General features: G+C 36.2%; 25 protein-coding genes. 19 read left to right on the top strand and 6 right to left on the bottom strand.

Annotated features, from left to right (window positions below; genetic code table 11):
- Position 1: 1 nt before the first annotated feature.
- Complete coding sequence (gene glmM, locus C231_RS0106470; RefSeq protein WP_018659811.1) at positions 2 to 1,363, top strand: phosphoglucosamine mutase; 1,362 nt, start codon at positions 2 to 4, stop codon at positions 1,361 to 1,363.
- A gap of 13 nt (positions 1,364 to 1,376) precedes the next feature.
- The gene (locus C231_RS0106475) at positions 1,377 to 2,201 is read left to right on the top strand and encodes a DUF975 family protein (protein WP_018659812.1); all 825 of its coding nucleotides are present in this window, start codon (positions 1,377 to 1,379) and stop codon (positions 2,199 to 2,201) included.
- Between the two features lie 46 nt (positions 2,202 to 2,247).
- On the opposite strand, the gene C231_RS0106480 is transcribed toward C231_RS0106475, so the two are convergent.
- Together C231_RS0106480 and C231_RS0106485 are read right to left on the bottom strand one after the other, a co-directional pair.
- Complete coding sequence (locus C231_RS0106480) at positions 2,248 to 2,955, bottom strand: zinc metallopeptidase (RefSeq protein ID WP_018659813.1); 708 nt, start codon at positions 2,953 to 2,955, stop codon at positions 2,248 to 2,250.
- Positions 2,956 to 3,157: 202 nt separating this feature from the next.
- On the bottom strand, positions 3,158 to 4,753 hold the full coding sequence (locus C231_RS0106485) for a PucR family transcriptional regulator (RefSeq protein ID WP_018659814.1): 1,596 nt from the start codon (positions 4,751 to 4,753) through the stop codon (positions 3,158 to 3,160).
- Positions 4,754 to 5,079: 326 nt separating this feature from the next.
- Between C231_RS0106485 and C231_RS0106490 the strand changes: the two genes are divergently transcribed.
- From C231_RS0106490 to cbpB, 9 genes are all read left to right on the top strand, one after another.
- The gene (locus C231_RS0106490; RefSeq protein WP_018659815.1) at positions 5,080 to 6,585 is read left to right on the top strand and encodes a UDP-glucose--hexose-1-phosphate uridylyltransferase; all 1,506 of its coding nucleotides are present in this window, start codon (positions 5,080 to 5,082) and stop codon (positions 6,583 to 6,585) included.
- Positions 6,586 to 6,693: 108 nt separating this feature from the next.
- Positions 6,694 to 6,936, top strand: coding sequence for a cell division protein ZapA (locus tag C231_RS0106495; protein WP_018659816.1), 243 nt, complete (start codon positions 6,694 to 6,696; stop codon positions 6,934 to 6,936).
- Positions 6,937 to 7,062: 126 nt separating this feature from the next.
- Positions 7,063 to 8,292 (top strand): amidase, encoded by a 1,230-nt coding sequence (locus C231_RS0106500; protein WP_018659817.1) that lies wholly within the window; start codon positions 7,063 to 7,065, stop codon positions 8,290 to 8,292.
- Between the two features lie 255 nt (positions 8,293 to 8,547).
- Positions 8,548 to 10,923 (top strand): endonuclease MutS2, encoded by a 2,376-nt coding sequence (locus tag C231_RS0106505; protein ID WP_018659818.1) that lies wholly within the window; start codon positions 8,548 to 8,550, stop codon positions 10,921 to 10,923.
- A gap of 83 nt (positions 10,924 to 11,006) precedes the next feature.
- On the top strand, positions 11,007 to 11,318 hold the full coding sequence (gene trxA, locus C231_RS0106510) for a thioredoxin (protein WP_018659819.1): 312 nt from the start codon (positions 11,007 to 11,009) through the stop codon (positions 11,316 to 11,318).
- Positions 11,319 to 11,437: 119 nt separating this feature from the next.
- The gene (gene murI, locus C231_RS0106515) at positions 11,438 to 12,271 is read left to right on the top strand and encodes a glutamate racemase (protein WP_018659820.1); all 834 of its coding nucleotides are present in this window, start codon (positions 11,438 to 11,440) and stop codon (positions 12,269 to 12,271) included.
- Complete coding sequence (locus tag C231_RS0106520; protein ID WP_018659821.1) at positions 12,256 to 12,861, top strand: XTP/dITP diphosphatase; 606 nt, start codon at positions 12,256 to 12,258, stop codon at positions 12,859 to 12,861. The genes murI and C231_RS0106520 overlap by 16 nt, the downstream gene beginning before the upstream one ends.
- Before the next feature lie 15 nt (positions 12,862 to 12,876).
- Complete coding sequence (locus C231_RS0106525) at positions 12,877 to 13,392, top strand: metallophosphoesterase family protein (protein WP_018659822.1); 516 nt, start codon at positions 12,877 to 12,879, stop codon at positions 13,390 to 13,392.
- Positions 13,393 to 13,413: 21 nt separating this feature from the next.
- Positions 13,414 to 13,899: a cyclic-di-AMP-binding protein CbpB gene (gene cbpB / locus C231_RS0106530; RefSeq protein WP_018659823.1), complete on the top strand. Its 486-nt coding sequence runs from the start codon at positions 13,414 to 13,416 to the stop codon at positions 13,897 to 13,899.
- 70 nt (positions 13,900 to 13,969) lie between these two features.
- Here the strand turns inward: cbpB and C231_RS0106535 are convergent, their stop codons facing one another.
- Positions 13,970 to 14,866 carry a mechanosensitive ion channel family protein gene (locus tag C231_RS0106535; protein ID WP_018659824.1) on the bottom strand — a complete coding sequence of 299 codons (897 nt, stop codon included), beginning with the start codon at positions 14,864 to 14,866 and terminating at the stop codon, positions 13,970 to 13,972.
- Positions 14,867 to 15,004: 138 nt separating this feature from the next.
- Between C231_RS0106535 and C231_RS07980 the strand changes: the two genes are divergently transcribed.
- From C231_RS07980 to ccpA, 3 genes are all read left to right on the top strand, one after another.
- Positions 15,005 to 15,406, top strand: coding sequence for a DUF948 domain-containing protein (locus tag C231_RS07980; protein WP_018659825.1), 402 nt, complete (start codon positions 15,005 to 15,007; stop codon positions 15,404 to 15,406).
- Positions 15,407 to 15,502: 96 nt separating this feature from the next.
- Positions 15,503 to 15,682, top strand: coding sequence for a hypothetical protein (locus C231_RS0106545; protein ID WP_018659826.1), 180 nt, complete (start codon positions 15,503 to 15,505; stop codon positions 15,680 to 15,682).
- A gap of 290 nt (positions 15,683 to 15,972) precedes the next feature.
- Positions 15,973 to 16,983, top strand: coding sequence for a catabolite control protein A (gene ccpA, locus C231_RS0106550; protein WP_018659827.1), 1,011 nt, complete (start codon positions 15,973 to 15,975; stop codon positions 16,981 to 16,983).
- A gap of 51 nt (positions 16,984 to 17,034) precedes the next feature.
- Here the strand turns inward: ccpA and C231_RS0106555 are convergent, their stop codons facing one another.
- Positions 17,035 to 18,828 (bottom strand): M3 family oligoendopeptidase, encoded by a 1,794-nt coding sequence (locus C231_RS0106555; RefSeq protein ID WP_018659829.1) that lies wholly within the window; start codon positions 18,826 to 18,828, stop codon positions 17,035 to 17,037.
- A gap of 332 nt (positions 18,829 to 19,160) precedes the next feature.
- Between C231_RS0106555 and C231_RS0106560 the strand changes: the two genes are divergently transcribed.
- Positions 19,161 to 19,898, top strand: a complete 738-nt coding sequence (locus tag C231_RS0106560) for a YebC/PmpR family DNA-binding transcriptional regulator (protein ID WP_026314398.1) — start codon at positions 19,161 to 19,163, stop codon at positions 19,896 to 19,898.
- Positions 19,899 to 19,918: 20 nt separating this feature from the next.
- Positions 19,919 to 20,821, top strand: a complete 903-nt coding sequence (locus tag C231_RS0106565) for a diacylglycerol/lipid kinase family protein (RefSeq protein ID WP_018659833.1) — start codon at positions 19,919 to 19,921, stop codon at positions 20,819 to 20,821.
- A gap of 44 nt (positions 20,822 to 20,865) precedes the next feature.
- Here C231_RS0106565 and C231_RS0106570 read toward each other — a convergent pair whose 3' ends face one another.
- Positions 20,866 to 22,041 carry a cation:proton antiporter gene (locus C231_RS0106570; RefSeq protein ID WP_018659834.1) on the bottom strand — a complete coding sequence of 392 codons (1,176 nt, stop codon included), beginning with the start codon at positions 22,039 to 22,041 and terminating at the stop codon, positions 20,866 to 20,868.
- A gap of 11 nt (positions 22,042 to 22,052) precedes the next feature.
- Entirely contained in the window at positions 22,053 to 22,394 is a 342-nt protein-coding gene (locus C231_RS0106575) for a hypothetical protein (protein ID WP_018659835.1), read from the bottom strand.
- Between the two features lie 135 nt (positions 22,395 to 22,529).
- Between C231_RS0106575 and comGA the strand changes: the two genes are divergently transcribed.
- From comGA to comGC, 3 genes are read left to right on the top strand one after another with little or no spacing between them, the layout of a single operon-like run.
- Entirely contained in the window at positions 22,530 to 23,585 is a 1,056-nt protein-coding gene (gene comGA / locus C231_RS0106580) for a competence type IV pilus ATPase ComGA (protein ID WP_018659836.1), read from the top strand.
- Between the two features lie 10 nt (positions 23,586 to 23,595).
- Positions 23,596 to 24,600, top strand: coding sequence for a competence type IV pilus assembly protein ComGB (comGB, locus tag C231_RS0106585; protein WP_281164038.1), 1,005 nt, complete (start codon positions 23,596 to 23,598; stop codon positions 24,598 to 24,600).
- Positions 24,600 to 24,881: a competence type IV pilus major pilin ComGC gene (comGC, locus tag C231_RS0106590; RefSeq protein ID WP_018659838.1), complete on the top strand. Its 282-nt coding sequence runs from the start codon at positions 24,600 to 24,602 to the stop codon at positions 24,879 to 24,881. Before comGB ends, comGC begins: the two co-directional genes overlap by 1 nt.

Genomic DNA, 24,881 nt, shown 5'->3' on the forward strand with positions numbered 1-24,881 from the left:
AATGCAGATTAAATTTGGTACAGATGGCGTTCGCGGTGTGGCCAATCAGGAGCTTACCCCAGAGATCGCATTTAAATTAGGTCGTTTTGGTGGTTACGTTCTGGCACAGCATATTGAAGAAGATCATGCGAAAGTGCTTGTAGGAAAAGACACAAGAGCAAGCGGTACAATGCTAGAGTTTGCTTTAATTGCAGGTCTTTTATCAGTTGGTGCAGAAGTTTTGAGGTTAGGCGTTATATCGACACCCGGTGTTTCTTATCTTACACGTCAGCAAAATGCGACGGCGGGCATTATGATCAGTGCTTCTCATAATCCTGCACAAGATAATGGCATTAAATTCTTTGGAGCGGACGGCTTCAAGCTTTCAGATGAACAAGAAAGAGAAATTGAAGCTTTAATTTATGAAAATGAAGATGTCGACTCTCTACCAAGACCTAGTGCTGAAGGATTAGGAAATGTAGAACAATATTTAGAAAGTGTCTTAAAATATAATCAATTTTTGATGCAGACTATTCCTGGAGATTTGTCCGGATTGCATATTGTCTTAGATGGAGCCAATGGTGCAACTGGGCCTATGTTGAACCGCTTATTTGCAGATTTGGAAACAGATTTTACAGTAATTGGCAATCAACCTAATGGCTTAAATATTAATGACGGAGTAGGAAGTACTCATCCAGAAGCTTTAGCTAAAAAAGTCGTAGAAGAAGGAGCCGATGCAGGACTCGCATTCGATGGTGATGGGGACCGTCTGATCGCTGTTGATGAGAAGGGAAATATTATTGATGGCGACAAAATTATGTTTATTTGTGGAAAATATTTAAATGAAAAAGGCCGTCTAAAAAACAATACAATAGTGTCTACTGTTATGAGTAACTTAGGCTTTTATAAAGCGCTGGATAGCGAAAAAATTGCATCAGTCGTTACCACAGTTGGTGACCGCTATGTGGTTGAAGCAATGCGTGAAGGTGGACATAGCCTAGGGGGCGAGCAGTCGGGACATATTATCTTCTTAGATCATCACACGACAGGCGACGGTCTTTTAACAGCTATTCAATTGCTATATATTATAAAAGATACTGGAAAAACTTTAGGAGAATTGGCTGAAGAAGTACATGTCTATCCACAAAAGTTAGTCAATATTATCGTTCATGACAAAGACCAAATTATGGAAGATGAAGACGTTCAAGCTGCAATTGCTGAAGTTGAAAATAAAATGAATGGCAATGGTCGTGTACTTGTAAGACCTAGTGGAACCGAACCACTCTTACGTGTCATGGTCGAAGCTCCAACGGATGAATTAGTGGATGAATATTGCCATCCAATTGTTGAACTTATTCGTGAAAAATTCGGAAAAGAAGAATAAAAGGAGGAGTATAATGCACTTTAAGACGCGGCGTGCAGGAGATTTTTATTCAGCAAGTAGTTATCGCCAAGAAGCACGTGCACAACTGGAAGGGCATTGGAAAGAAGTGGCAATGCTCAGCATTGTTCTAGCATTGTTTGTTATTTTTTCAAATGTTGGCTTTGTGCATACGACTTATAAGATGTATCAATTAGGGGGACTAGACTATAATATGATGGTTGATTCATGGGATACATCGTGGACAGAGACCATTGTGGCTCGGGGGACATCGATTCTATTTGCGCTAATTAGTACAAGTATAACCTTTGCAATGTTACAATTTGTTCGAAAAATAAAAACACATTTTGATTGGACGACTGATTTAATTTTAATTGTTAGACTGCCGATTTTTTGGAAGTTAGTTGGACTGGAAGTTGTTAAAATTATTTTAGTTTCTTTATGGACAGTACTATTTATCATTCCAGGAATTATTAAATCTTATAGTTATTCGCAAGCAAGTTTCATTATGTATGATGATTATCTAGAGAATGGATTTTCTAATTTATCCATTATGGAATGTATTACGGCAAGTCGGGATATGATGCGCGGGCATAAGGGACGCAAATTTATGCTTGACTTGAGCTTCATTGGTTGGCAGATTTTGGCTAATTTGACATTGGGACTTGGTATGATTTTCCTTAAGCCATATCTATTGATGACGGATACAATTTTTTATGAGAACTTGCGACTGCAGTCAGGTCATCTCTCAAATCGTATGCTTCATGAAATGTATCAAAAAGAGCAGGCGGCCACTGAAGACATTATAGGAGAAGATCCAGACGATTTTTCTGATTTTTAATTAAAAACCCACACGTTAATTTTTAACGTGTGGGTTTATTTTGTGATTAGTTGCGGCGATTTCCGCGATTGCCAAATAGCAAAAATAAGCGTAACAAACTTAAAAAGCTTGCAATGGCAGCTGCAATATAAGTTAAAGCAGCAGCCCGCAGTACATTGGCGGCCATGGGAAGTTCTGTAGGGCTGAGCAGTCGATGGTTTTTTAGTGTTTGCATGGCGCGTTTGGATGCATCAAATTCAACAGGAAGGGTTACCATTTGAAATAAAAAGGTCAACGAAAATAAAATTAACCCAATATTCAGCATCGTTTGGTTAGGTCCGAAAAAAAGACCGAATAAAATAATTGGAAATGCAAACGTTTGTCCGAAATTTGTAAGAGGAACAAGCGTTGTACGAAATTTCATTAGAACATAGCCATCGCGGTCTTGCATGGCGTGGCCTGCTTCATGGGCTGCAACGCCAATTGATGAAACGGATGTTGATTGTGCGGTCGCATCGGATAGGCGCAGAACTTTCCCACGTGGATCATAATGATCGGTTAAATGGCCAGGGACACGTTCAATTCTTACATCTTGAAGTCCCGATTGATCAAGAATAATTCGCGCAATTTGCGAACCATTATAGCCTAACTGATTTTTAAAGTTCGAATATTTTTTAAATGTGGATTGCACATAAGAAGAGGCGGCTGCTGAGATAAGCATACCAATGATGACTAAACTATAAGTAGGATCATAAAAAAAGTTAAAAGGTAACATATCAATCACTCCTTCATTTGCCAATTATATCATATTTAGAGATTGAAATTATTATAGGTGTTTTGGATTATAAGAAATTGAGTAATGGCAGTGCAGTATTTATGTGATAAAACTTTGAAAAATATCATTAATTAGCTAAAGATATAATATTTTATCAAAAAAAGCTCTTCATTTTTAAATGGAGAGCTTTTTTTAAATTATATTAAAATGAGTCGCTAGCATCTGGCAGAGTATAGTCAATCACTTTAATGGCCATGTTATATGTAAGAAGTGACTCACCATTTTCAAAGTCAATCCCAGTGAGTTCAGTAATACGATTCAGACGATAAGTGATCGTTTTAGGATGCACATATAATTTTTGGGCTGTCTTTTTCTTGTTCAAACTATTTTCTAAATAAGCACGTAAGGTAATATATAAATCAGGCTGCTCATCATGAAGTTCAAGTAGACCATTGGGAATAATTTGTAATAATTGATAAGAGTTGCCGAATTGTTGAATTAATTTATAAATAAACATATCCTCTTCAATAATAAAAGGACCATTAGGGGTGGAATGTTCAAGCATTGCTCTAAATTTGCGTACTTTTTGAATTTCATCCGGCAGTAGCATGACATCTGTCGGTTCTGTAATAAATACTTGTTGAATCCAGTCATAGTTAAGATGTTGCAATTTCTGAGTAAGTTTTTGTTTAATGCATTTACTATCCATGTCTTCTTCTTTTAAAATTGGGAAGATGATGACGATCATTGTGGAAGTGATTTTGGACATATATTGCGGAAACTCAGGTTGCATTAGATTCTCAAATGACTTCTCGATTTTTTCTTCATTTTGTTTAAGGTTATGTGCCATAATAAGCAGACGATATTTCACATTTTTACGTAGATGCAGTTGATTGACGGCTTCATCAATTTCGAATTTGTTGCTTGTTGTATGAAAGAGCACAATATCCAATAAATCTAATTTCATAGAGTGCTTAATGGTTTCGATATTTCGATTATTGACAGCTTGAATTTGTAATTGGTGACAAGCATTTTCAATAACGATAATTTCACGTAAATCAATTGTAGCATCCGTTTGAATGACCACCAATTCATAAGCATGTTTAGAATCCGTATATGCAATATTGGTGACTGCTTTATATTTTTTATTTATAGAAGGGAAATAATAAGTTTTTTCTTTGAAATCAAAATATTTATTAAAAGCAAAATCTTCCTCATCTAGGACTTCAAAATCGCGATAGTAGGGATTAGTAGCATAGATAACATTTTGACGATCCAACAACATTACAGGTAAATTTAATAATTTACTTAATAATTTTACGATGTCATTTAATTGAACTTGTGAGGAGTGCATTAAATTCAAAAATTCATGGTGAAATTGATAGTAATAATCCATTTCATTGCGCTTAGCATAAAGTAAAAATTGCATAATTTCAGAGATGACATTGCGATATTGTGTTGTCACAGGAATTTTGATTAAAGGAATATCTGACTTTTGGCAAGCTGTAATTAAGTCGGGTGGGATGGTTGATACTCCGCGTCCGACTTTCACAATGATGCCTGCACCATGGTAGCGCTTTATTTTTTTGACAAAATGTTCGAATTCTTCTTTAGTAGCATCTTTATAGTCATATAGACTTGTAAGAATTAACTGGTTTTTAGTCAGCCAATGTTCAACGTCAGGTTGTTCCATAACCATAATATCACTAATAACTTGGTGCAATTTATTTTCTCCAACAATTAACTTAGCATCTTTCATGCTTTCTAGCTGGAGTGTTTTTTCTAATGTTAGCTCCATTTGTATCCCTTCTCCTCCTTTACTTATTGATTGTAAGCGATTATTATGTCAATCATAATAATACTATGAAATAGGATTATAATCAAAAAAAGCAAAATGAAAAATTCTTATTTATAAATTTTTTATAGCATTTTAAGCATTTTATTTTTAAAGCAAAGGTACTAAGACTCTAAATGGCAATAGAGACTTTTTAAAATAAAAAATGCAACGGACTCAAAAGAGTCAGTCATCTGCAATAAATAGTTGGAAAATATTTAAATCATTGCACCCATTTTAAAAAATAGGTACACTAGTTAGAGTGAAAGATCAAATGAAGGAGGATGTTCATGGATCAATGGATTATTAATTTTGTTGAACTTGCAATCGAACATCACTTAATTGATGCAATGGATAGAATCTACTTTAGAAATCGCTTGTTGGCCTTACTTGGAAAAGAAGAATTAGATATAATGCCACCAACAGTTACAAAACATAAGATGCAATTATTAGATGTATTGGATCAATTAGTCAATGAAGCAGTTAAAGAGGGCATTATTCAAGATATTCGCTACGAAAGAGAAATTTTAAGTACAAAAATCATGGATCTGTTGACGCCTCTGCCCTCAGAAGTTAATCAAGAGTTCTGGAAAAGATATCAAAATTGCCCAAAAGAAGCAACAGATTATTTCTACCAATTAGGAAAAGATACGAATTATATCAAAACTCGTGAAGTAGCGAAAAATATGAAGTGGCAAGCAGATAGTGAATTTGGTCCGATTGAATTGACGATCAACTTATCCAAACCTGAAAAAGATCCGCATATGATAAAGCGTTCAGCACAAATGACAGACAAATCTTATCCACATAGCGCGCTCAGTCCTGAAAATGAAGGATATCCAGGGAGTGCTATTAAAGCAGCTAGAAGCAATCATCGTTTTATTCGCTTAGAAATTCAGCAAGAAGAATGGGGACTGCAATTTTCTCCATATGTTTATTATTCTGAGCATTGTATCTTTTTTTCCATCGATGAACATCCTATGAAAGTAAGCCCCAATACTATTGTTAATTTACTTGAAATTATTGATCAATTTCCTCATTATTTTGTAGGATCAAATGCAGGGTTACCAATTGTAGGTGGCTCAATATTGGCGCATGACCATTATCAAGGTGGGCGATATACATTTCCAATTGAACGTGCAAAAGATCGCTTTATTTTTAGCTTTGAATCACTTCCTCATGCAAAAGTAAGTCTATTAGATTGGCCGATGTCTGTACTGCGTATTGAATCTGCAGATACACTGGAGATTGAACGCTTTGCTACGGCTGTATTTGACGTTTGGGAAGCTTATTCAGATCCTAGTGTAAATATCTACTCTCATACTGATGCGCAATTGCATAATGCAATTACTTCGATCGCACGAAAAAAAGATAACAACTATCAGTTGGATTTAATATTGCGCAACAATCGTACAAATTCTGAATTTCCAGATGGTATATTTCATGCGCATCCAGCCTTTCAACATATTAAAAAAGAAAATATTGGTTTAATCGAAGTCATGGGGCTGGCCATTTTACCACCACGTCTTCAAAAAGAGCTCAACGAGGTAAAAGAATTTCTGCTGAAAAATACAACGGAAGTTCCCGAAATTCACCGTCCGTGGGCAGAAGATCTCTTAAAAAAATATTCAGTCTTAACAGAAGAAAATTGTACGACAATCATTCAGCAAGAAGTAGGGAATGTCTTTATTGAGATCTTAAAGAATGCAGGTGTCTTTAAATTAGACAATAAGGGTCAACAAGCATTCTTGAAATTTATGGAAGCATTATCTGATCACTTGGACAATAAATTATAAAAAGAAGCATGTAAAAGGCGTGTATCAAGCGATTAAAGTGGAAAAATCTCTACTTTAGTGCAACTTTATGATAAGATATAAAAGAGTGCACTGAAGAAAGGAAAAGCTATGAGCGAAGATAAAAGACGTTGGAAAGCAACGATTAATCATAAAGAATATACAATGATAGGGGCTTATTCAGAAGAACATTTACGAACTGTTTCTCATCTAGCAAATGAACAGTTGGAAAAGCTAAAAGTATTAGCTCCTCATTTATCTGAAACAGATCGAGCCATTTTATTAGCGCTTAATGCAATAAGTGCTCGGGTAGAATCTGAAGCTCAATTGAAAAAGAGTCGCGAACAAAAATAAAGTACCACATTCAAAAGTTGAAAAGTAATCTTTTCAACTTTTTCTCATAATAAAGGTGATGACTTCACATCATCACTAGCTAATATTTTAAAGGGTTATAATAATTAAAAGAATAGGATGATAATGATGACAAAGAAGTTACTGCATTTGAAGAAATTAAAGGTTGCTCAAAACCCACCTTATGATCCGCTGCAAGCCTTTGTTCGTGAGAATCATATTGCACTTGAAGGAAGAGCAGAAGGTCCTTTATCAGGATTGGTTTTTGCAGCAAAAGATGTTTTTAAAATATTAGGAAGTACATTTGGAAATGGCCATCCAAAATATTTGGAAACTAATACTCCCGATGATTTCACATCAAGCGCAATAGTAAAATTGCTTGAAAATGGTGCCGATCTTGTCGGAAAAACAGTGTGCGATGAATTATGCTACAGCATTAGTGGAGAGAACTGGCATTACGGTTCACCGCTTAATCCGCATGATACTCGAAGATTTACTGGCGGTTCATCAAGTGGCTCTGCAGCTGCAACAGCGGGTGGTCTCGTTGATTTTGCATTAGGTTCGGATTGCCTAGGCTCTGTGCGAGTTCCTGCCAGTTATAATGGTGTTATCGGCATTCGTCCAAGTCTTGCACGTATTGCAAATGATGGTGAAGCTTCTTATTGTGAAAGTATGGACGTATTAGGCTATGTTGCTAGTGAGCCTGATGTATTTGAAAAAGTTTCAGCTCTCTTGCTTGGAAAAGATAGCGAAGATTTCACACTCAAAACATTAGTTGTCGCGACAGATGCTTTTGATATGTTAGGTGCAGAAGAAAAAGAAGCGGTAAAGCCAGCAATAAAAACTATTTCAAAACATTTTGATGAAGTAATTTATCAACCACTTATGACGGAGGGGCAATCATTTGAGACGTGGGCAGATAACTTCCGCTACGTTCAAGGTTATGAAGTTTGGGAAAGTTATGGTGGCTGGTTCAGAAAGAATAAGCCAACAGTTTCTGAAGGTCCAGCGATTCGATTGGAATTTGCATCTACTATTACAATAAATCAATATGAAAAAGCTTGTCGCATGAAAGACAAATTTACACAATATATTAATAAATATTTAGGGCGGGACGTTGTCGTTCTGATGCCTACAGCGCCAACTGTTGCCCCAATGCGTACGGATTCTGAGGAGCGTATTAATAAGGTGCGTCAATTATCCTCGCAGCTTCTATGTGTGTCACCATTAACGGGCATCCCGCAAATAACGCTGCCATTAAGTCAATTGGATGATGTGCCATTTGGATTGAGCTTGCTTGCACCATTCAATTCAGATGCCGCTTTAGTCAAGGTGAGCATGGAAATTTTAAGAGATTGATCATGCATTGAAAAATAATATCCATCATTCATCTTTCAGAGCATATGATTAGATCCTTTACAAAAAGCTCAAGCCGTAATAAGTTGCAGCATCAATTTCATGGATAATATTGCAATAAATAGGCAGTATAATAATAGGTTCATTATATAAAATAATAGCACCGAAAGATGATAGAAATAGAGAGTGAATGGCAGAATTTTGTTAAAAGTATAAAAATGAGTTTTTAGCTCTCCTTTATGTTGGAGGATTAATTCTATGGAAAAAATTGAAGAAAAAACGCTGCGAATATTAGAATTTCCTAAAGTTTTAAAAAAATTAAGCGAATATGCTTTGTCCGATGCAGCTCAAAATAAAATATTAAATTTAATGCCCCTTATTCATGCTGATGACATTATCTATCAGCAGCAAGCCACTGCCGATGCATTAAAAATTTTGAAAAGCGAGGGGGGCATCCCCCTTGTTCGCTTCCCCATGCTAGACTCTATTTTTAAAAGAATAAGCATTCAAGCGACTTTAAGTGGCAAAGAATTGGCAACAATTGGTAAACTTCTGTCCGTAAGTCGGGAAGTTGTTGCTTTTTTTGAGATGTTGTCAGGGAAAGAGATAGATGTTTCAGCGATTAAGCCATTAGCTGATGAATTAACCATTTTGAAGATGATCGAGAATAAAATCATGAACTCTGTCAGCGACAGTGGAGAAGTTTATGATCATGCAAGCGGACAATTGGCAACTATTCGCAAAAATATCATACAAACTGAGACGACCATTCGCAATTATCTAGAAAAAATTACGCAAGGCAAAAATGCAAAATATTTGTCGGACACTTTAATTACAATGAGAAATGATCGTTATGTTATTCCAGTTCAAGCAAGCTATTGTACAAAATTTGGTGGTGTCGTTCACGATCAAAGTGCTTCCGGACAGACATTATTTATTGAACCTCAGCATGTTGTTGAATTGAATAATCGACTAGAAGAATTACAAAGTAAAGAAAGACATGAAATTGCACGTATTTTCAAAGAATTAACAGCCGATTTATTACCGCATCTTGCTGAAGTAAAAAACAATTACGAAATTTTGGAAATGCTCGATATTTATCAAGCGAAAGCAGCTTACGCTAGAGATTTAAAAGCGATAAAACCGCAAATTAATACCGAAAATAAAATGGCACTTTATGAAGCAAGACATCCCTTAATATCGCAAGCCGAAGTTGTTGCAAATGATATCTTTTTAGGGAAAAATTTTAATCAAATTATTGTAACAGGACCTAATACCGGTGGGAAAACAGTCGTCTTGAAAACAATTGGTTTGCTCCAATTGATGGCGCAGACTGGGCTTCATATTCCAGCTGCTGAAGGAAGTGCCATTCAAGTTTATGAACATATTTTGGCGGATATTGGCGATGAACAATCCATTGAACAAAATCTTTCAACATTTTCAAGCCATATGACCGCTATTATAAATATTATGAAAATTGCAGATCATCAAAGCTTGGTTTTATTTGATGAATTAGGTGTAGGGACAGATCCCCAAGAAGGAGCACCGCTCGCGATGGCAATTTTAGATACGCTGATGAGTCGTGGTACGCATGTCGTAACCACTTCTCACTATTCGGAATTAAAAGCTTATGGATATAACCGCCCCGATACAATGAATGCTAGTATGGAATTTGATGTCGAGTCATTAATGCCCACCTATCGCTTTATAATGGGGATACCTGGTAAAAGCAATGCGCTTGAGATTGCGAAACGGCTCGGTCTTGAAAGGTCGGTCATCGAAATGGCTAAAAAAGGAATTAGCCATGAATCTCAAGGAATTGATGAGATGATTGTCGATCTAAATAAAAGGCAAAAAGAATTGATACAGTCGCAAGAAGTTACTCATCGCTATTTATTAGAAGCGGAAGGGTTACATCGTGAATTGAAAAAAGTTCATGCGGACTATCTTAAAACAGAAGCGGCACGCCAAAAGCAAGCAAAAGAAAAAGCAAATAAAATTGTTGAAGTCGCTGAACAAAAAGCCGAGCGCATGCTCGAAAAAATTCGACAAATGCAATTACAATCAGAAAATAATACAATCAAAGAACATGAACTAATTGATGCTAGAAGTAAATTCGACACTTTGAAACATTTCCAACATCTTCTTTCTAAAAATAAAGTTCTAAAAAAAGCAAAACAGGCAAAAGAACTAAAAGAAGGACAAACTGTTAATGTGTTAAGCTTAAATCAGCAAGGAGTAGTTGTTGAGAAGTTGGACGGGAAAAATTGGATGGTGCAAATGGGTGCCATGAAATTAAAACGTCCAGAAAGTGATCTAGAGTCCTTAGGAAGCGCGACCAGCTCATCAGAAGAAACAACAAAAACAATTGTTAAAGCACAAACGATGCGGACGAAAAGTGAGCTTGATATTCGAGGCGAACGCGTAGAAGATGCATTATATCAATTAGATCAATATATCGATCAAGCCTTGTTAGCTAATTTATCCATTATTACGATTATTCATGGTGTAGGAACGGGGGCTGTACGTACAGCCGTTAGAAATCTTCTTAGTCAACATGCCCGCATTGAAAGCTTTGAATATGCTCCTGCAAATCAAGGGGGTAGCGGTGCTACTATTGCGAAATTGAAATAACTAATGGAGTGAAACGAATTGTTAGGAAAATAATAACTCATATGCTAGAGTAGTGGTACAAAAGTTAGAAAAGAGGAGAAAAAATGTTAAAAGAAATAACTGATGCAACTTTTGTTGAAGAAACCAAAACAGGCCTATCCCTCACTGATTTTTGGGCACCTTGGTGTGGTCCTTGCCGTATGCAGACACCTGTCATTGAAGATTTAGCGGAGAATTCTGACGGTTCGGTGAACTATTTTAAAATGAATGTCGATGACAATCCAGAAACGGCAAGACAATATGGCATTATGGGCATTCCAACGCTTCTTATTCAAAAAGATGGCGAAACAGTCGATACTTTAATTGGATTTCATTCAAAAGAAATGATTGAAGAGGCTCTAGCAAAACATTTATAAGATAAATTTTTATTCGCACCTTTTAAAAGGTGCGAATTTTTTTGTGCTGAAGTGGATTCTGTAAAAAAATATAAGATGTGGTAAAATAATGAACGAATATGAAAAAAGGAAGAATGACTATGAAAAATCTACCGATCGGCATGATTGATTCAGGGGTAGGTGGCTTAACTGTCTTAAAAGAAGCGATGCACCATTTACCAAATGAGTCATTTTATTATGTCGCAGATACGGCACACTGCCCATATGGTTCAAAGTCAACGCACGATATTAAACAATATGTTTGGCAGATGATTCAATTTTTATTAAATAAAAAAATTAAATTGCTTGTTCTTGCATGTAATACGGCTTCTGCTATTTTTTTGAAGGATCTTGAAAAAGAATTGTCCATCCCAGTGATTGGAGTAATTCAGCCTGGAAGTCAAAAAGCAGTGACAGTAACACAAAATGAACGTATTGCAGTTATCGCAACAGAGGCAACGATTCAAAATGGTGAATATGAGCGTTCAATTAAACAACTCAATGCGGATATTCAATTTAAGGGACTTTCATGTCCAACATTTGTCCAATTAGTAGAGTCCGAAAGATATCTACTGCCTTCTGCACAAGCAGAAGTTGATGAAGTATTATCCCCATTGAAAGATTTTGAAATGGATACTTTAGTTTTAGGATGTACCCATTATCCTCTTTTACGTCCTCAAATTGAACAAAGTATTGCAAAAGATGTGCAGATTGTTGATGCGGGTGTGGAATCTGTTGAAATAATTATCCAAACGCTATTACATAATAAAATATCTCGTGATATAACTAGCACCCATCCAGAAGTTAAATTCTTTACTACTGGCGAAAAACATGGATTTGAAGCAATTGGCAAACGGTGGCTAAATCGCAAACAAATGCAAGTAGAACAAATCGAACCAGGACAACTGGAGGGTTTTGTATGGAAAAAGAAATAGTTATTGCAACACATAATAAAGGTAAGGCCAGAGAGTTCCATGATTTATTTAAAGCATTAGGCTATAAAATAAAAACATTAAAAGATTTTCCAATGCTACCAGCAATAGAAGAAACAGGAACAACATTTGAAGAGAATGCATTGCTTAAAGCTCAGACGGTTGCTCATGCATTGAATATTCCAGTACTAGCAGATGATTCGGGGCTAGCCGTTGAATATTTGAATGGTGCTCCTGGTGTATATTCAGCACGATATGCGGGAATAGATGGCAATGACCGAAAGAACAATCAAAAATTGTTGGAAGCGTTAAAAGGTGTTCCATCAGAAGAAAGAGGAGCAAAATTTTTATGTACGCTCGCCCTCGTCAAACAAAATGAAGCACCCATTATTGTGACTGGTGAAGTTGAGGGTGTTATTTTAACGGAGCCGCAAGGAGAAAATGGTTTTGGATATGATCCACTCTTTTATATTCCAGCACTTGGAAAATCATTTGCAGAAATTTCAATAGAAGAAAAGAATAAACTAAGCCATCGTGCTAACGCTATAAAAAAACTTCGTCAACAACTGCCGAATTGGCTAAAAGAAGAATAAGATAAGGAGATTGTTATGCGTGCATTAATTACTAGTGACACCCATACGCGTGATGCTGGGCTATATGAATTAGCGGAAAAATATCGAGAAACAATTGACTTGTGGATTCATTGTGGCGATTCTGAGCTTGAGCCGACTGATCCTGCATTGAAGAATTTCCATGTTGTTTCTGGGAATACGGACTGTCCAGGAAATTTTCAACTTATTGAAGATATTACATGGCATCAATTAAATATAATGGTCACACATGGCGACCGTTTTAATGTGAGATTTGGCATAGAAGAATTGTATAAAGAAGCCTTAAAAAGAAAGGCAAATATTGTATTTTATGGGCATACACATATTGCAAAAGTGGATAAAAAAGATTCGATTTACTTTATTAATCCTGGGAGTTTACATTTTCCTCGTGGGACTTTCTCTCAAGGAACATATGCCATCTTAGAAGAAATGGATGGAAAGTATTTTATTACATTTTATACACAAGATCATCAACTCATAAAAGAATGGCGACAAGAATTAATCTTTGATTAAGTAGGAGGGTATCAATATATTATGATTAGTCAACGAATGAGAACAATGCTGATTGGAGATGGGAAGCAACTAATTCGTCCCGCATCAGAGATTGCGGTTATTGAAGAGAATAACAAGTTGGATCATGCACTACTTTTAATGACCAATAATCGTTATTCAGTCGTTCCTGTTTTGGATCGTGATTCTCATATTAAGGGATTGATTTCTCTACCCATTATTATTCAGGCGATTATGGGAATGACAGATATTCACTTTGAGCAGTTGGGAGATTATTATGTTAAAGAAGTGATGAATAAAGATTTTCCGCTTGTTCATGAGAATTATGAATTGGAAGATGTTTTGCAAAAGTTAGTGCATCACGCATTTATTCCAGTTGTTAATGATGATGGAATATTTCAAGGGATTATTACGCGCAGTGAGATTTTAAAGGGAACTAACCACATTGTGCACAACTATGAGCCAAAATATATTGAGCCTATTTTAGAAATTTTAGAAGAAGATGAATAAAAAAAGACTAGTCACTAAAGTCATGATAATAAAAGTTATATCATGAAATAGTGGACTAGTCTTTATTTTTTTATGAGAGGGGTTTTTGTAGCCCTTCTGTAGGAAGTGCGATATTTGCAGCAGTTAATGCTTCAATATATGCTTCAATAAAAATAGATGCAATGCGGATCTGGTTGCCCGGGGTTGTAAACATATCGACAATGACAACTAATTGGTCTTTTAGGTTGATGCTGAAAAGAATGCGTTTCGGTGGGGTGACTATTTCATCATATTGTCCAACTAATTCATCATTGACATGTTGTATGATTTTCTTCACGTGGTCTAGATTGGTACTTGGAAATAGTCTGAGACTTATGCGGGCACGCATTATACCTTGAGATTTATTACTCAAAGTTAAGATTTCGCGGTTGGGTACATAATGAATGGTACCATCGAAGTCTTTTATCTTAGTGGTTTTTAAGTTAATATCGACCACATGTCCCTCAATACCTGCAACAAGAATATGGTCCCCGATGTCCAATTGATTTTCTAAAAGAATAGCAATGCCATTTGCGATATCTGCGACCAATCCCTGAGCGCCAAATGATATTGCCAATCCAACGATTCCAGCTCCCGCTAAAAGAGAACCTACTGGAATGGAAAAAAGTGTTAAGATAGTGTATATATAAGCAAAAATTAAAAAACCACGATATGTATTTAAGGTTAAATTACGGACGGTGCTGACACGTCCATTTTTTTCTGGGAGATTATGCATTCCCGTCTTGAAAATAAATTGAATAAAATGTCGGCCAACGCGATGCAAAATAATAAAAATAATAGTGGCAAGTAATATTTTAATGAAAGTGGCTATAATATATTCTCCCATGGCTTGCCAATCTACTGATAGCCACCAGTTTCGGATGACATTTAGCGCCATGATGTGTGAAAAGAAGATATTTTGAGCCACAGAGTGTAAAATAATGTTCAAATAATCACAACTTTCTTTTTCTTTAGATCTAGTTTATCATATCCGTTCACTAAGTGAAATCTTAGCCAAATTGTTTGAATGTGATTATGGCTCATGTTATTCTAAATAAGGACAAACAACTATGAAAGAGTGATAGGTATGACCGGAGGAGAACTTGCATTAATCATTGCTGCAGTTGGTTTTTCTGCATTAATGTTAGCATTGGCTTTTGTTGTTTTAAAAGTCGCTAAGGTTGTTGAAGAACTCAACACAACCGTCAAAGAAGCCAACCAAACATTGAATGTTGTAACAAAAAATGCTGAACATTTATTGATTGAAGTCGAAGGCATCTTAAATAAATCCAATACGACATTGGATGATATGAATGGAAAGTTATTATTAACAGATCCTTTATTCCAAGCTATTGGTGATTTGGGAGTTAGTGTTTCCGACTTAAATGAAGCAACACGTAATTTAACTTTAAAAGCAACAGGCAAAAATAAAAAAGCAGATCAAACAGATTTAAAAGATGTTGCACATGACACTGTGGATAAATTATAAGGTGAATAAAATGAAAATTACAAAGGAAAGTCGCAAAAAGGGACATTAACACTTGCAGGCTCTACAGTAGGTGCAATTGTAGGAGTCAGTCTTTCCTTGCTTTTATCGAGTGAAAAGGGCAAAAAAATTCGAAAAAACTTCTCGCAAAAAACACAAATGATGCAAATCCATGCTACTTATTTCCTAGAAAAAGCAGCAAAGCGTGGGCGACAAATTGCAGATGAAATTGTAGATTATGTTCAGGATAACTCTAGCGACTCTTTTGGTGAAGAATGAATATCTCTCATTAAATGAGTTATGATATAGGGTAGGACATGTTAGGAGAAGTAGGTAGAAAAGAGTATTAACCATTTAAAAATGAATAAAAAAAGGCATCGCATTGCGCGATGCCTTTTTAGTTTACTTTTTTAACAGAGCACTTTATAATATTGTGCTATAACATGAAAACCTTTTCTGAAAAACAACTATGTTAGTTGCAATATGTCTAACTATTTGCTAAAGTAAATTCGAATGAAAACGCTAACGGTGTATCAGCATCGGGGTAAAGAAGAAATGGGGGAAATAATATGGAAAAAGAAACCGTCACAATTTATGACGTGGCAAGAGAAGCAGGTGTATCAATGGCAACTGTTTCTCGTGTCGTCAATGGAAATCAAAATGTCAAAGAATCTACACGAAAAAAAGTGGAAGAAGTCATTCAACGCCTTAACTACCGTCCAAATGCTGTCGCAAGAGGACTCGCAAGTCGAAAAACAACGACAATCGGCGTTATTATTCCAGATGTGACCAACCTATACTTCAGTTCAATTGCCCGCGGTGTCGATGATGTGGCCTCAATGTATAAATATAATATTTTTATGGCAAACTCTGATGGAGAAGAGAAAAAAGAAATACGTGTGTTACAAACGCTATTAGCCCAACAAGTCGATGGCGTTATTTATATGGGAAATACGATTGGCGATTATTTACGCAAAGAAATACGCTTATCACGTGTTCCAATTGTCTTGGCGGGGACAGTAGATTCCAAATCAGAATTTCCTGCGGTTCATATTAATTATGAAGATGCAACACGAGATGCTGTTAGAAAATTAGTTGAAACACATAATGAAAAAATTGCATTAATTATTGCAGACAAAAAATATCCAATTGACGAAACTTTACGTATGAATGGCTACCTTAAAGGATTGCAAGAAGCTGGAATTGAAGTGAATGAAGATTATATTATTCGAACACTTTATTCATATGAGCAAGGTGAAGTGGTATACAAACGGCTGAAAGAAATGGGTGTAACGGCGGCCGTTGTTTCTAATGATTTGTTGGCAGTATCAATTGTAGGTGCTGCATTAGACCACAATGAAAAAATTCCTGAAGATTTTGAAGTGATTACGAGTGATAACTCGATGCTTACAGAAGCAGTTCGCCCACAATTAACAACTATCAAGCAACCGCTTTATGATATTGGAGCCGTTGCGATGCGTATGCTCACAAAATTAATGGCGGGAGAAATGGATGAAGATACCTTAATGCGCCAATTCGAGCTACCATATGTGATTGATGAACGAAGAACTACAAAATAAATAAAAAAGCCACAAGCTCCAAAAGAGCTTGTGGCTTTTTTTATTTTGCAATTAAATATATTTTTCAGTTAATGTCATAAATTCTTCAATGTCACGGTGGACAAGTTGAATGGCACTTTGCCAGAAGTCTTCTTTTGTTAGATCGACCCCTAAATGTTTTTGTGCTAATTCTTCAGTCGTCATACTTGCAGTATCTCTGAGCAGTGCAATATATTCTTTTTCAAAGCCGCTTTCGCTTTTTAGTGCTTCCGCATAGATTCCTTGACTAAAGAAATAACCAAAGGCATAAGGGAAATTATAAAAAGGTACATCTGTAATATAAAAATGTAACTTCGCTGCCCAGAACATCGGATGATAAGTGCTTAGAGAGTTTTCATAAGCTTCTTTTTGAGCAGCAAGCATTAATTCACTTAAACGCTGTGGACTGACGAATCCTTTTTGACGTTCATCATGATAGCTTCTTTCAAAGATATAACGAGCATGAATATTCATCATCATTGAAATGGCAAGACAGATTTTTGTATTTAATAAATTAATTTTTTCAAGTTCATTTGTGCTTTCTGCAATAGTTGCATCATTGACAATCTGTTCTGCGAATGTCGATGCTGTTTCCGCCACATTCATCGCATAATTTTGGTTCATAGCGGGAAGATCACGCATGACATGTGAATGAAATGCATGACCTAGTTCATGTGCAAGTGTGGAAACATTGTCAGCAGAGCCAGAAAATGTCATAAAAATACGTGATTCACCAGTTAAAGGAAGATCAGCGCAGTAGCCACCTGGGCGTTTACTAGGACGATCTTCAGCTTCTATCCAATGATTATCGAACGCTTTTTGTGCCATTTGTGCCATTTTAGGACTAAATGACGTAAAATGTTTAACGATAAATTGAGCAGCTTCTTCATAAGAATATTTCTTCTCTTCAAAATCACCTAATGTTACAGCGGCATCAACATCTAACCATCCTAATTGGTCCACTTGTAGCAGTTGTGCTTTGCGATTTAAAAAATCTACTAAAGGTTGTTTATTTTTGGCAATAGTCTCCCACATTGTATCCAGTGTTTCTTGTTTCATCCGATTATAAGTAAGCGGTTTTTCCATGTAATCTGTATAGTGATGAAGCTTATAATCTGTTAGTCTAAAGCCAGTTAAATGGTTGAAGATGCGTGAGAATAATGAGGCATGATCATGCCATGTATTTTCCCAAATCGCCAATTTTTCCGCTCTTTCTTTTACGGTCGGCGCTGCATGCATATTATTTTCTGCTTGTCCTGCAGAGAGGATTTTAGTGTCATTTGCGACTTGGAATGGAAATTTCAAGGTACTGACTAAGTCGTCATACATTTCTCCCCAACCTTGAAAACCGTCAACCGCAAGTTCACTTATGAGTTGTTCTTCATCTGTTGACAGAAGCTTTTGCGCTTCTTGCCGCATTTCGGTAAGTGGAAATTGACGTTTTTTCAGTGCCATATGGTCAAATAAGGCATCAAAATCGATTGAACTCATCTGTCCAAGACTTTTTTGGAGGCGTGTTGAAAGATGTTCAAGTCGTGTCGCTAAAATGGTCATTGTGTTTAATTTCATGGCAGCAGTTTGGTCGCTCGTATCTGCTGAATATAAGCCACCTAAGAATGTGTTAGCTTCTGAAATGGCTTGTGTGATAGCTTCAATTTGTTTAATTATATCGATCAATGCTTCAGCATTTTTGCCATCCCAGTCATCTAAAGCACTTGCTAAGGTGGTAATATTTTTCTCTTCTGTCTGGATGAGTTGATTTAAAGCAGGGGAGTCGCTTCCACCCGCAAAAATGCGCTCCATATCCCATGTTTCTTGCATCGTCATCTTATCACTTCTTTCTAATAGATGAGTTTAGTGTACATGAATTGTTCATAAATTTCATTTGAAATTATTCAAGCTTTATTTGCTTTTGCAATAAAAAAGTGTCTAGTTATTGAGTGAATGACCATCTTTTTAATTTTGCAGAAGGATAATGATGGGCAATATTTTTATAATGAAAGATATCTTCTTATCTTGCGTACTTTAATAGTATTCACCTAGTATAATGGTTAGAATTATTTTTAATGTTGAGCGGTAGAGTGTATTTTGACACATTTATTTTTTTAGAAAAATATGCTATAATAATTGTATTATTATATAGAAATGGACGTGAAGAAATGGCAGGACATTCTAAATGGGCGAACATTAGAGTTCGAAAAGGCGCACAGGACAAAAAACGTGGAAAAATTTTCCAAAAATTGGTACACGCAATTTATAAAGCTGCAAAAGCTGGTGGCCCTGACCCGGATATGAACCCGCCACTTCGTTTAGCAATAGAAAAAGCACGTGGAGAAAATATGCCAAATGACAATATTGAGCGTGCAATTAAACGTGCGACGGATCCGGCCGAAAGTGCGAACTTCCATGAAGTAATTTATGAAGGTTATGGACCAGACGGCGTAGCGATTTACGTGGAAGCTTTGACGGATAATGTGAACCGAACAGCAACTAATGTGAGAACTGCAATTCATAAAAATGGCGGTAGCTTAGGAGAAAAAGGCTCCGTTGCATATATGTTTGATCGCAAAGGGTATATTGCAATTTTGCGAGATGGCTTAGATGTTGATGAAGATACGATGCTTATGAGCGTTTTAGATGCAGGTGGTGAAGATTTGCACACCAGTGAAGAAGCATTTGAAATTTATACGGAAACGAGTGATTTTGCTGCAGTTCGTGATGCTCTTGACCAAGAATACAAACTTGAAGAAGCAGATTTAGTGATGATACCGAAAACAAAAGTGCAAGTTGAAGAAAGTACAAAAGAAAAACTTCTAAATATGTTTGATGCTCTTGAAGATGATGATGATGTAACAGAAGTCTATCACAATGCAATTCTTGACGAAGAAGATGAATAATTACTAAGGAAGCGATTGTTATGAAAGAAGTATGGGTAATTGTTAATCCTTCTTCTGGTGCAGATAAAGCAACAGAATATGTAGGACTTCTTTTTAATTCATATTTAAAAGATGCACCTAAAGTTACGATCTTGCAAACGCGCCAAGCATTTGATGCAACTGAGTTCGCAAAGCAGGCGGCACAAGCAGGTGCAGAGTATCTTTTCATTATGGGCGGCGATGGAACGATTAATGAAGGGATTCAAGGTTTATTAGCCATTGAAAAAAGCCAACGTCCCATTTTAGGAATAATTCCTTTAGGGACAACGAATAATTTGGCACGTATGCTGAATTATCCCCTTAATATTAAGACGCTGATCGAAAATTTTGATCAATCCAAACCTATTGAAATGGATGTTGCATCAGTGAATGATAAATATTTTGTAAGTACTTTGTCTGGTGGAACAGTTCCTGAAAGCGTACAAAATGCAGATGAAGATCTCAAATCAACGCTCGGTCCTCTAGCATATCTTATTGAAGGAATGCGCGCTTTAAGTGATGAAAAAGTTCAAAAGTTTTATTTGAATATGGATGGTCAAGATGAGCGTGTAGAGCTTGGAATGTTCGTTGTAGGAAATAGCAATATGATTTTTGGAATTCCTAACTTCTTTCCAGAAGCACGAATTGATGATGGAAAGTTACATTTTATGGGATTGAAGGAAACAACATCACTAGAAAAAATAAGCCTAGTTCCTAATTTATTGATGAATGATACAATGGAATCAGAACATATCGTCTCAGCCTCTTTTGAAGAAGCAACCATTGAAGTAGAAGGTACACATGAGCATGCAGTAACCATTGATGGCGATGTTGGGCCGCATTACCCTATTCATGTGGCAATTCATCCTAAAGAAATTAAAGTTCTCTATTTTGAAAATGAATAATATATAAAAAGGGCAGTTCATTGAACTGTCCTTTTTTATTTTTATTAATTTTTATTAATACAGCCTGCTTTTGTTAAAGCAAATTTTGCAAGTAGTGGGCCAATTAATTCATAAATAATGGTAGCCCCTAAAACGATTGTGCGAATTTGCGAACCGAATGGATCTGGAACAATTTGAGAAGCGATTAGACTTAATCCAATCGCAACACCCGCTTGTGGCACTAGCGTTAGTCCTAAATTATTTTGAACAGATTGAGGGAAACCGACTGCTTTTGTTGAAATAAAGGCCCCACCGAATTTTCCGATAACACGTGCAACAACATAGCCTATGCCGATGATTCCTACCGCTGATAAGTCTGATAATTTTAAATCGGCACCACTTAAAACAAAGAAAATAATAAATAGCGGTGGCGTTAATGTATTGATTAATGAGAGATAACGGCGATTTTTCGGACCAAAGTTAGAAATAACCAGACCGGTCATCATAAGAGTTAGTAGACTTGATAGGTTGAATTTAAGTGCAATGGCTGTAATGACGAAGATCGTTGCCAAAGTAAAAGATAAATTCTCGCCATCATTGCGAAATGTGCGCGATAAGACGATATATAAAACCCCGCCCACTGCGCCAACGACAATCGCAAGAACAATTTCTAATAGTGGCTGAAAGAGCATAGTATTAATACTGAGGTCAGCACCTGAGATCATTGCTGAACCTATTGAAGAAGCGATTCCAAATGCCATAATACATACAGCATCATCCAAAGCCACAACAGGAATTAAAACGTCAACTAAATCGCCTTTTGCTTGATATTGTTTAATTACCATCAATGTTGCAGCGGGTGCCGTTGCAGATGCAATGCTTCCCAAGATAATAGCAGATGGCAAATTAAGATGAAAAACAAAAAGCATAGTGAGCGTAACGATAAGTACTGCACCTAATGCTTCCGAAAAAGTTACAATAAATATTTTAGACCCCATTTGTTTGATTTTTTTTAAGTTCATTTCACTTCCGACAGAAAAGGCAATAAAACTTAATGCAATAGTACTTAAGATTCCCAAAGAAGAGACGCCTTCATCCGAAATGAGATGGAAAACGGATGGCCCAACAATAATGCCAGCAATTAGATAACCTGTAACATCAGGAAATTTCAATAAGCCCAATATGCGAGCAAAAAAATAACCAGATAATAGTAATATCGCTAAATAAAAAAGAGTTTCCATATCATTGCCACCTACTTCGTTAAGCCTTCAAAACCGGTAACATTGAAACTGAACATAATTCCAACATTCTCGCGGTCAAGACTACCTACAATGCGATGAACGCACTGCTTAGCTACTTGTACTTGTTCTTCTTTTAATAAAAGTAAAATGGTTTTGTTATATGGACGCCCCTCATTTAAAAATAGTCGAAAATATTCCATATCCAAGCCGCTGGTAGAATGCGAGGCTGCTTGTGTTGCTGCCAAACCTTCCGTTTCAAAAATAGTTCCTCCGCGGATTCCTTCTTTAGCAAATTCTGTCAACAATTCTTGGAAATGTTCCTCATGATTAATCACGATAAATAGAGCTTCCATTGATATCATCACCTTTCCTTTTTAATTTACTCCCATTGACTTCAAATTTCAAATAATAATTTAAAAAAATAAAAACTTTCGATGAATTTCATTCCGAATGGGAATATAAGAAGTAGCGGACAGAAAGGAGGAGTTATGAATATCGAATTATTTGCCCATGAGTCAGTGAATAATGCACATCAGTTAAATACGAGTGATTTACATGTACTGCCAAATGATCAAGGATACGGGATCTATTATCGACTGAGCGGCCAATTAATAAAAAAATATGATCTATCCCCAGAAGATGGCGTTCGCTTTATCACATATTTCAAATTCCTAGCAAATATGGATGTTGGAGAAAAAAGAAGGCCGCAAAGTGGTGCCTTATTATTTCCGTTGGCAGAGACGGCGATCGATTTAAGATTGTCAACGATTGCCAATTATTTGGGGCAAGAATCATTAGTCATCCGTCTTTTGGCAGAAGATTATATGGAAAAAAGTCAAGTTCAAGTATTTTTTGAACATGAATGGAACCAAATAAAACGTCTTATTCGCTATAAAAGTGGTTTGATTTTATTTTCCGGGCCTGTTGATTCAGGAAAAACCACCGCGATGTATCATTTAGTCAAAAATCGTTTAGAAAGCCAACAGCAACAAGTGATTTCTATTGAGGATCCCGTCGAAATTAAAGAAAAGAGCTTTTTGCAAGTGCAAGTCAATGAGAAATCGGGCGTAACTTATGAACAACTCTTAAAAGCCTCTTTAAGGCATCACCCAGATATTATTCTGGTCGGTGAAATTCGTGACGAAGAAACTGCTAAAATGGTCATTCGTGGTGCATTAACGGGTCATCTCATATTAGCGACCGTTCACGCAAAAGACGCCGCGGGGGTGCTGACACGTTTAGAAGAATTGGGCATATCATCTGAACTCTTGCAGCAGACCATTATTGGGATCATTTTTCAAAAATTACTTCCCATCTATTGTCCACTTTGCCAATCGAATTGTCATATTTTATGTGATCATTATTATAATCGGTCAAAACGTGCGGCACTGTGTGAAGTGTGGGATCGAGTTAAGATAAATGAATTTTATCATCCGCTAAAGCAAAAGAGTTCCATTAATCGATCATTCAATCATTTGTTGAAAAAGGTGTATAGCTATGGCTTTATTAGTCAAGACGTTTATGAACAATATTACATCCCATAGCCCCACAGTAATGCAGGGCGCTTTTTTAAAAAGGTTGGGTTTATTATTAAAAGAAGGCTACTCATTAAATGAGGCATGTTCATTTTTATTATATATAGAACAAGGAGCAGCTTATCAGTGGGCTGACATGATTGAAAAGCAAATGAAAGAAGGACATTCATTACATCAGATACTTGAACAATGTCATTTTTCTCCACTAATTTGCACGCAAATTTATCTAGGAAGTCTTTATGGAAATTTCGAGCAAAAAATTATTCATTGTGGTGAATGGTTGCTTAAAAAGCATGAGCGGCATAAAAAGTTTAAAAAAGTGATTCACTATCCAGCGATATTAGTAGCATTTATGGGTGGCATGATTTTGCTTATGCGCTTTATCTTACTTCCTCAAATTGAAATGCTAATAAAAAATCAAATGGATGAGCTTGACATGACCACTAGAATATTATTGTCATTGATTCGATTGAGCCCTTATTGGATGAGTACAGCAGTGTTTGGTGCTTTGTTGGCTTGTTATCTTTTTGAAGTGAATTTTAAAAAGAAAGCGGTGCTAGCACGATTAACCTTTTTATTAAAAGTTCCTATTTTAAATAAGTATTTAAGATTATATTGGACAGATTTTTATTTTATGCAGTGGTCAGAAATGCTAAAAAGTGGCTGCAGTTTGTACGAGATGATTCAGATTGCACAATCAAAAGATTCGACCGCCATGTTAAAAGAGATTGGTACAATTTTAGAAAAAAATATGCGACAAGGCCATTCATTTAGTCAATCACTAGCCGCATTACCTTTTTTGTCCAAAGAAGCACGCTCAGTTGTTAGACATGGGGAAGAGACTGGAAATTTAGCAACAGAGATGTATATTTATCATTTGAAATGTGCAGATGAATTTGAGCAGCGCTTTGAACGAATGTTGGAAAATATTCAGCCTATTGTATTTGTGGTGATTGCAGTCTTAATTGTTGGAATTTATGCAGCATTGATGCTGCCGACATTTAAAATGATGGAGGTATTATAATGAAGAGAATGATAAAAGATGAAAGAGGATTTACATTAATTGAAATGGTTCTAGTTGTATTGATCATTGCCGCGCTACTGTTGATATTTATTCCTAATATTGCAAATACACGTGAAAAAGCCATATCAAAATCTGAAGAAGCTGTCGTAAAAGTTGTAGAAATGCAGATGGAAGCATATATGTTGGACACTGGAGCTTCTTCTGTTACTGCTGAACAATTAAAAGATGAAGGCTACATTGATGAGAAGCAACTTGAAGTCTATAACCGCGTTCATCACTAA

Origin of the sequence: Allofustis seminis DSM 15817 (assembly GCF_000374325.1) — a bacterium.
In the GTDB taxonomy this organism is placed as follows: domain Bacteria; phylum Bacillota; class Bacilli; order Lactobacillales; family Carnobacteriaceae_A; genus Allofustis; species Allofustis seminis.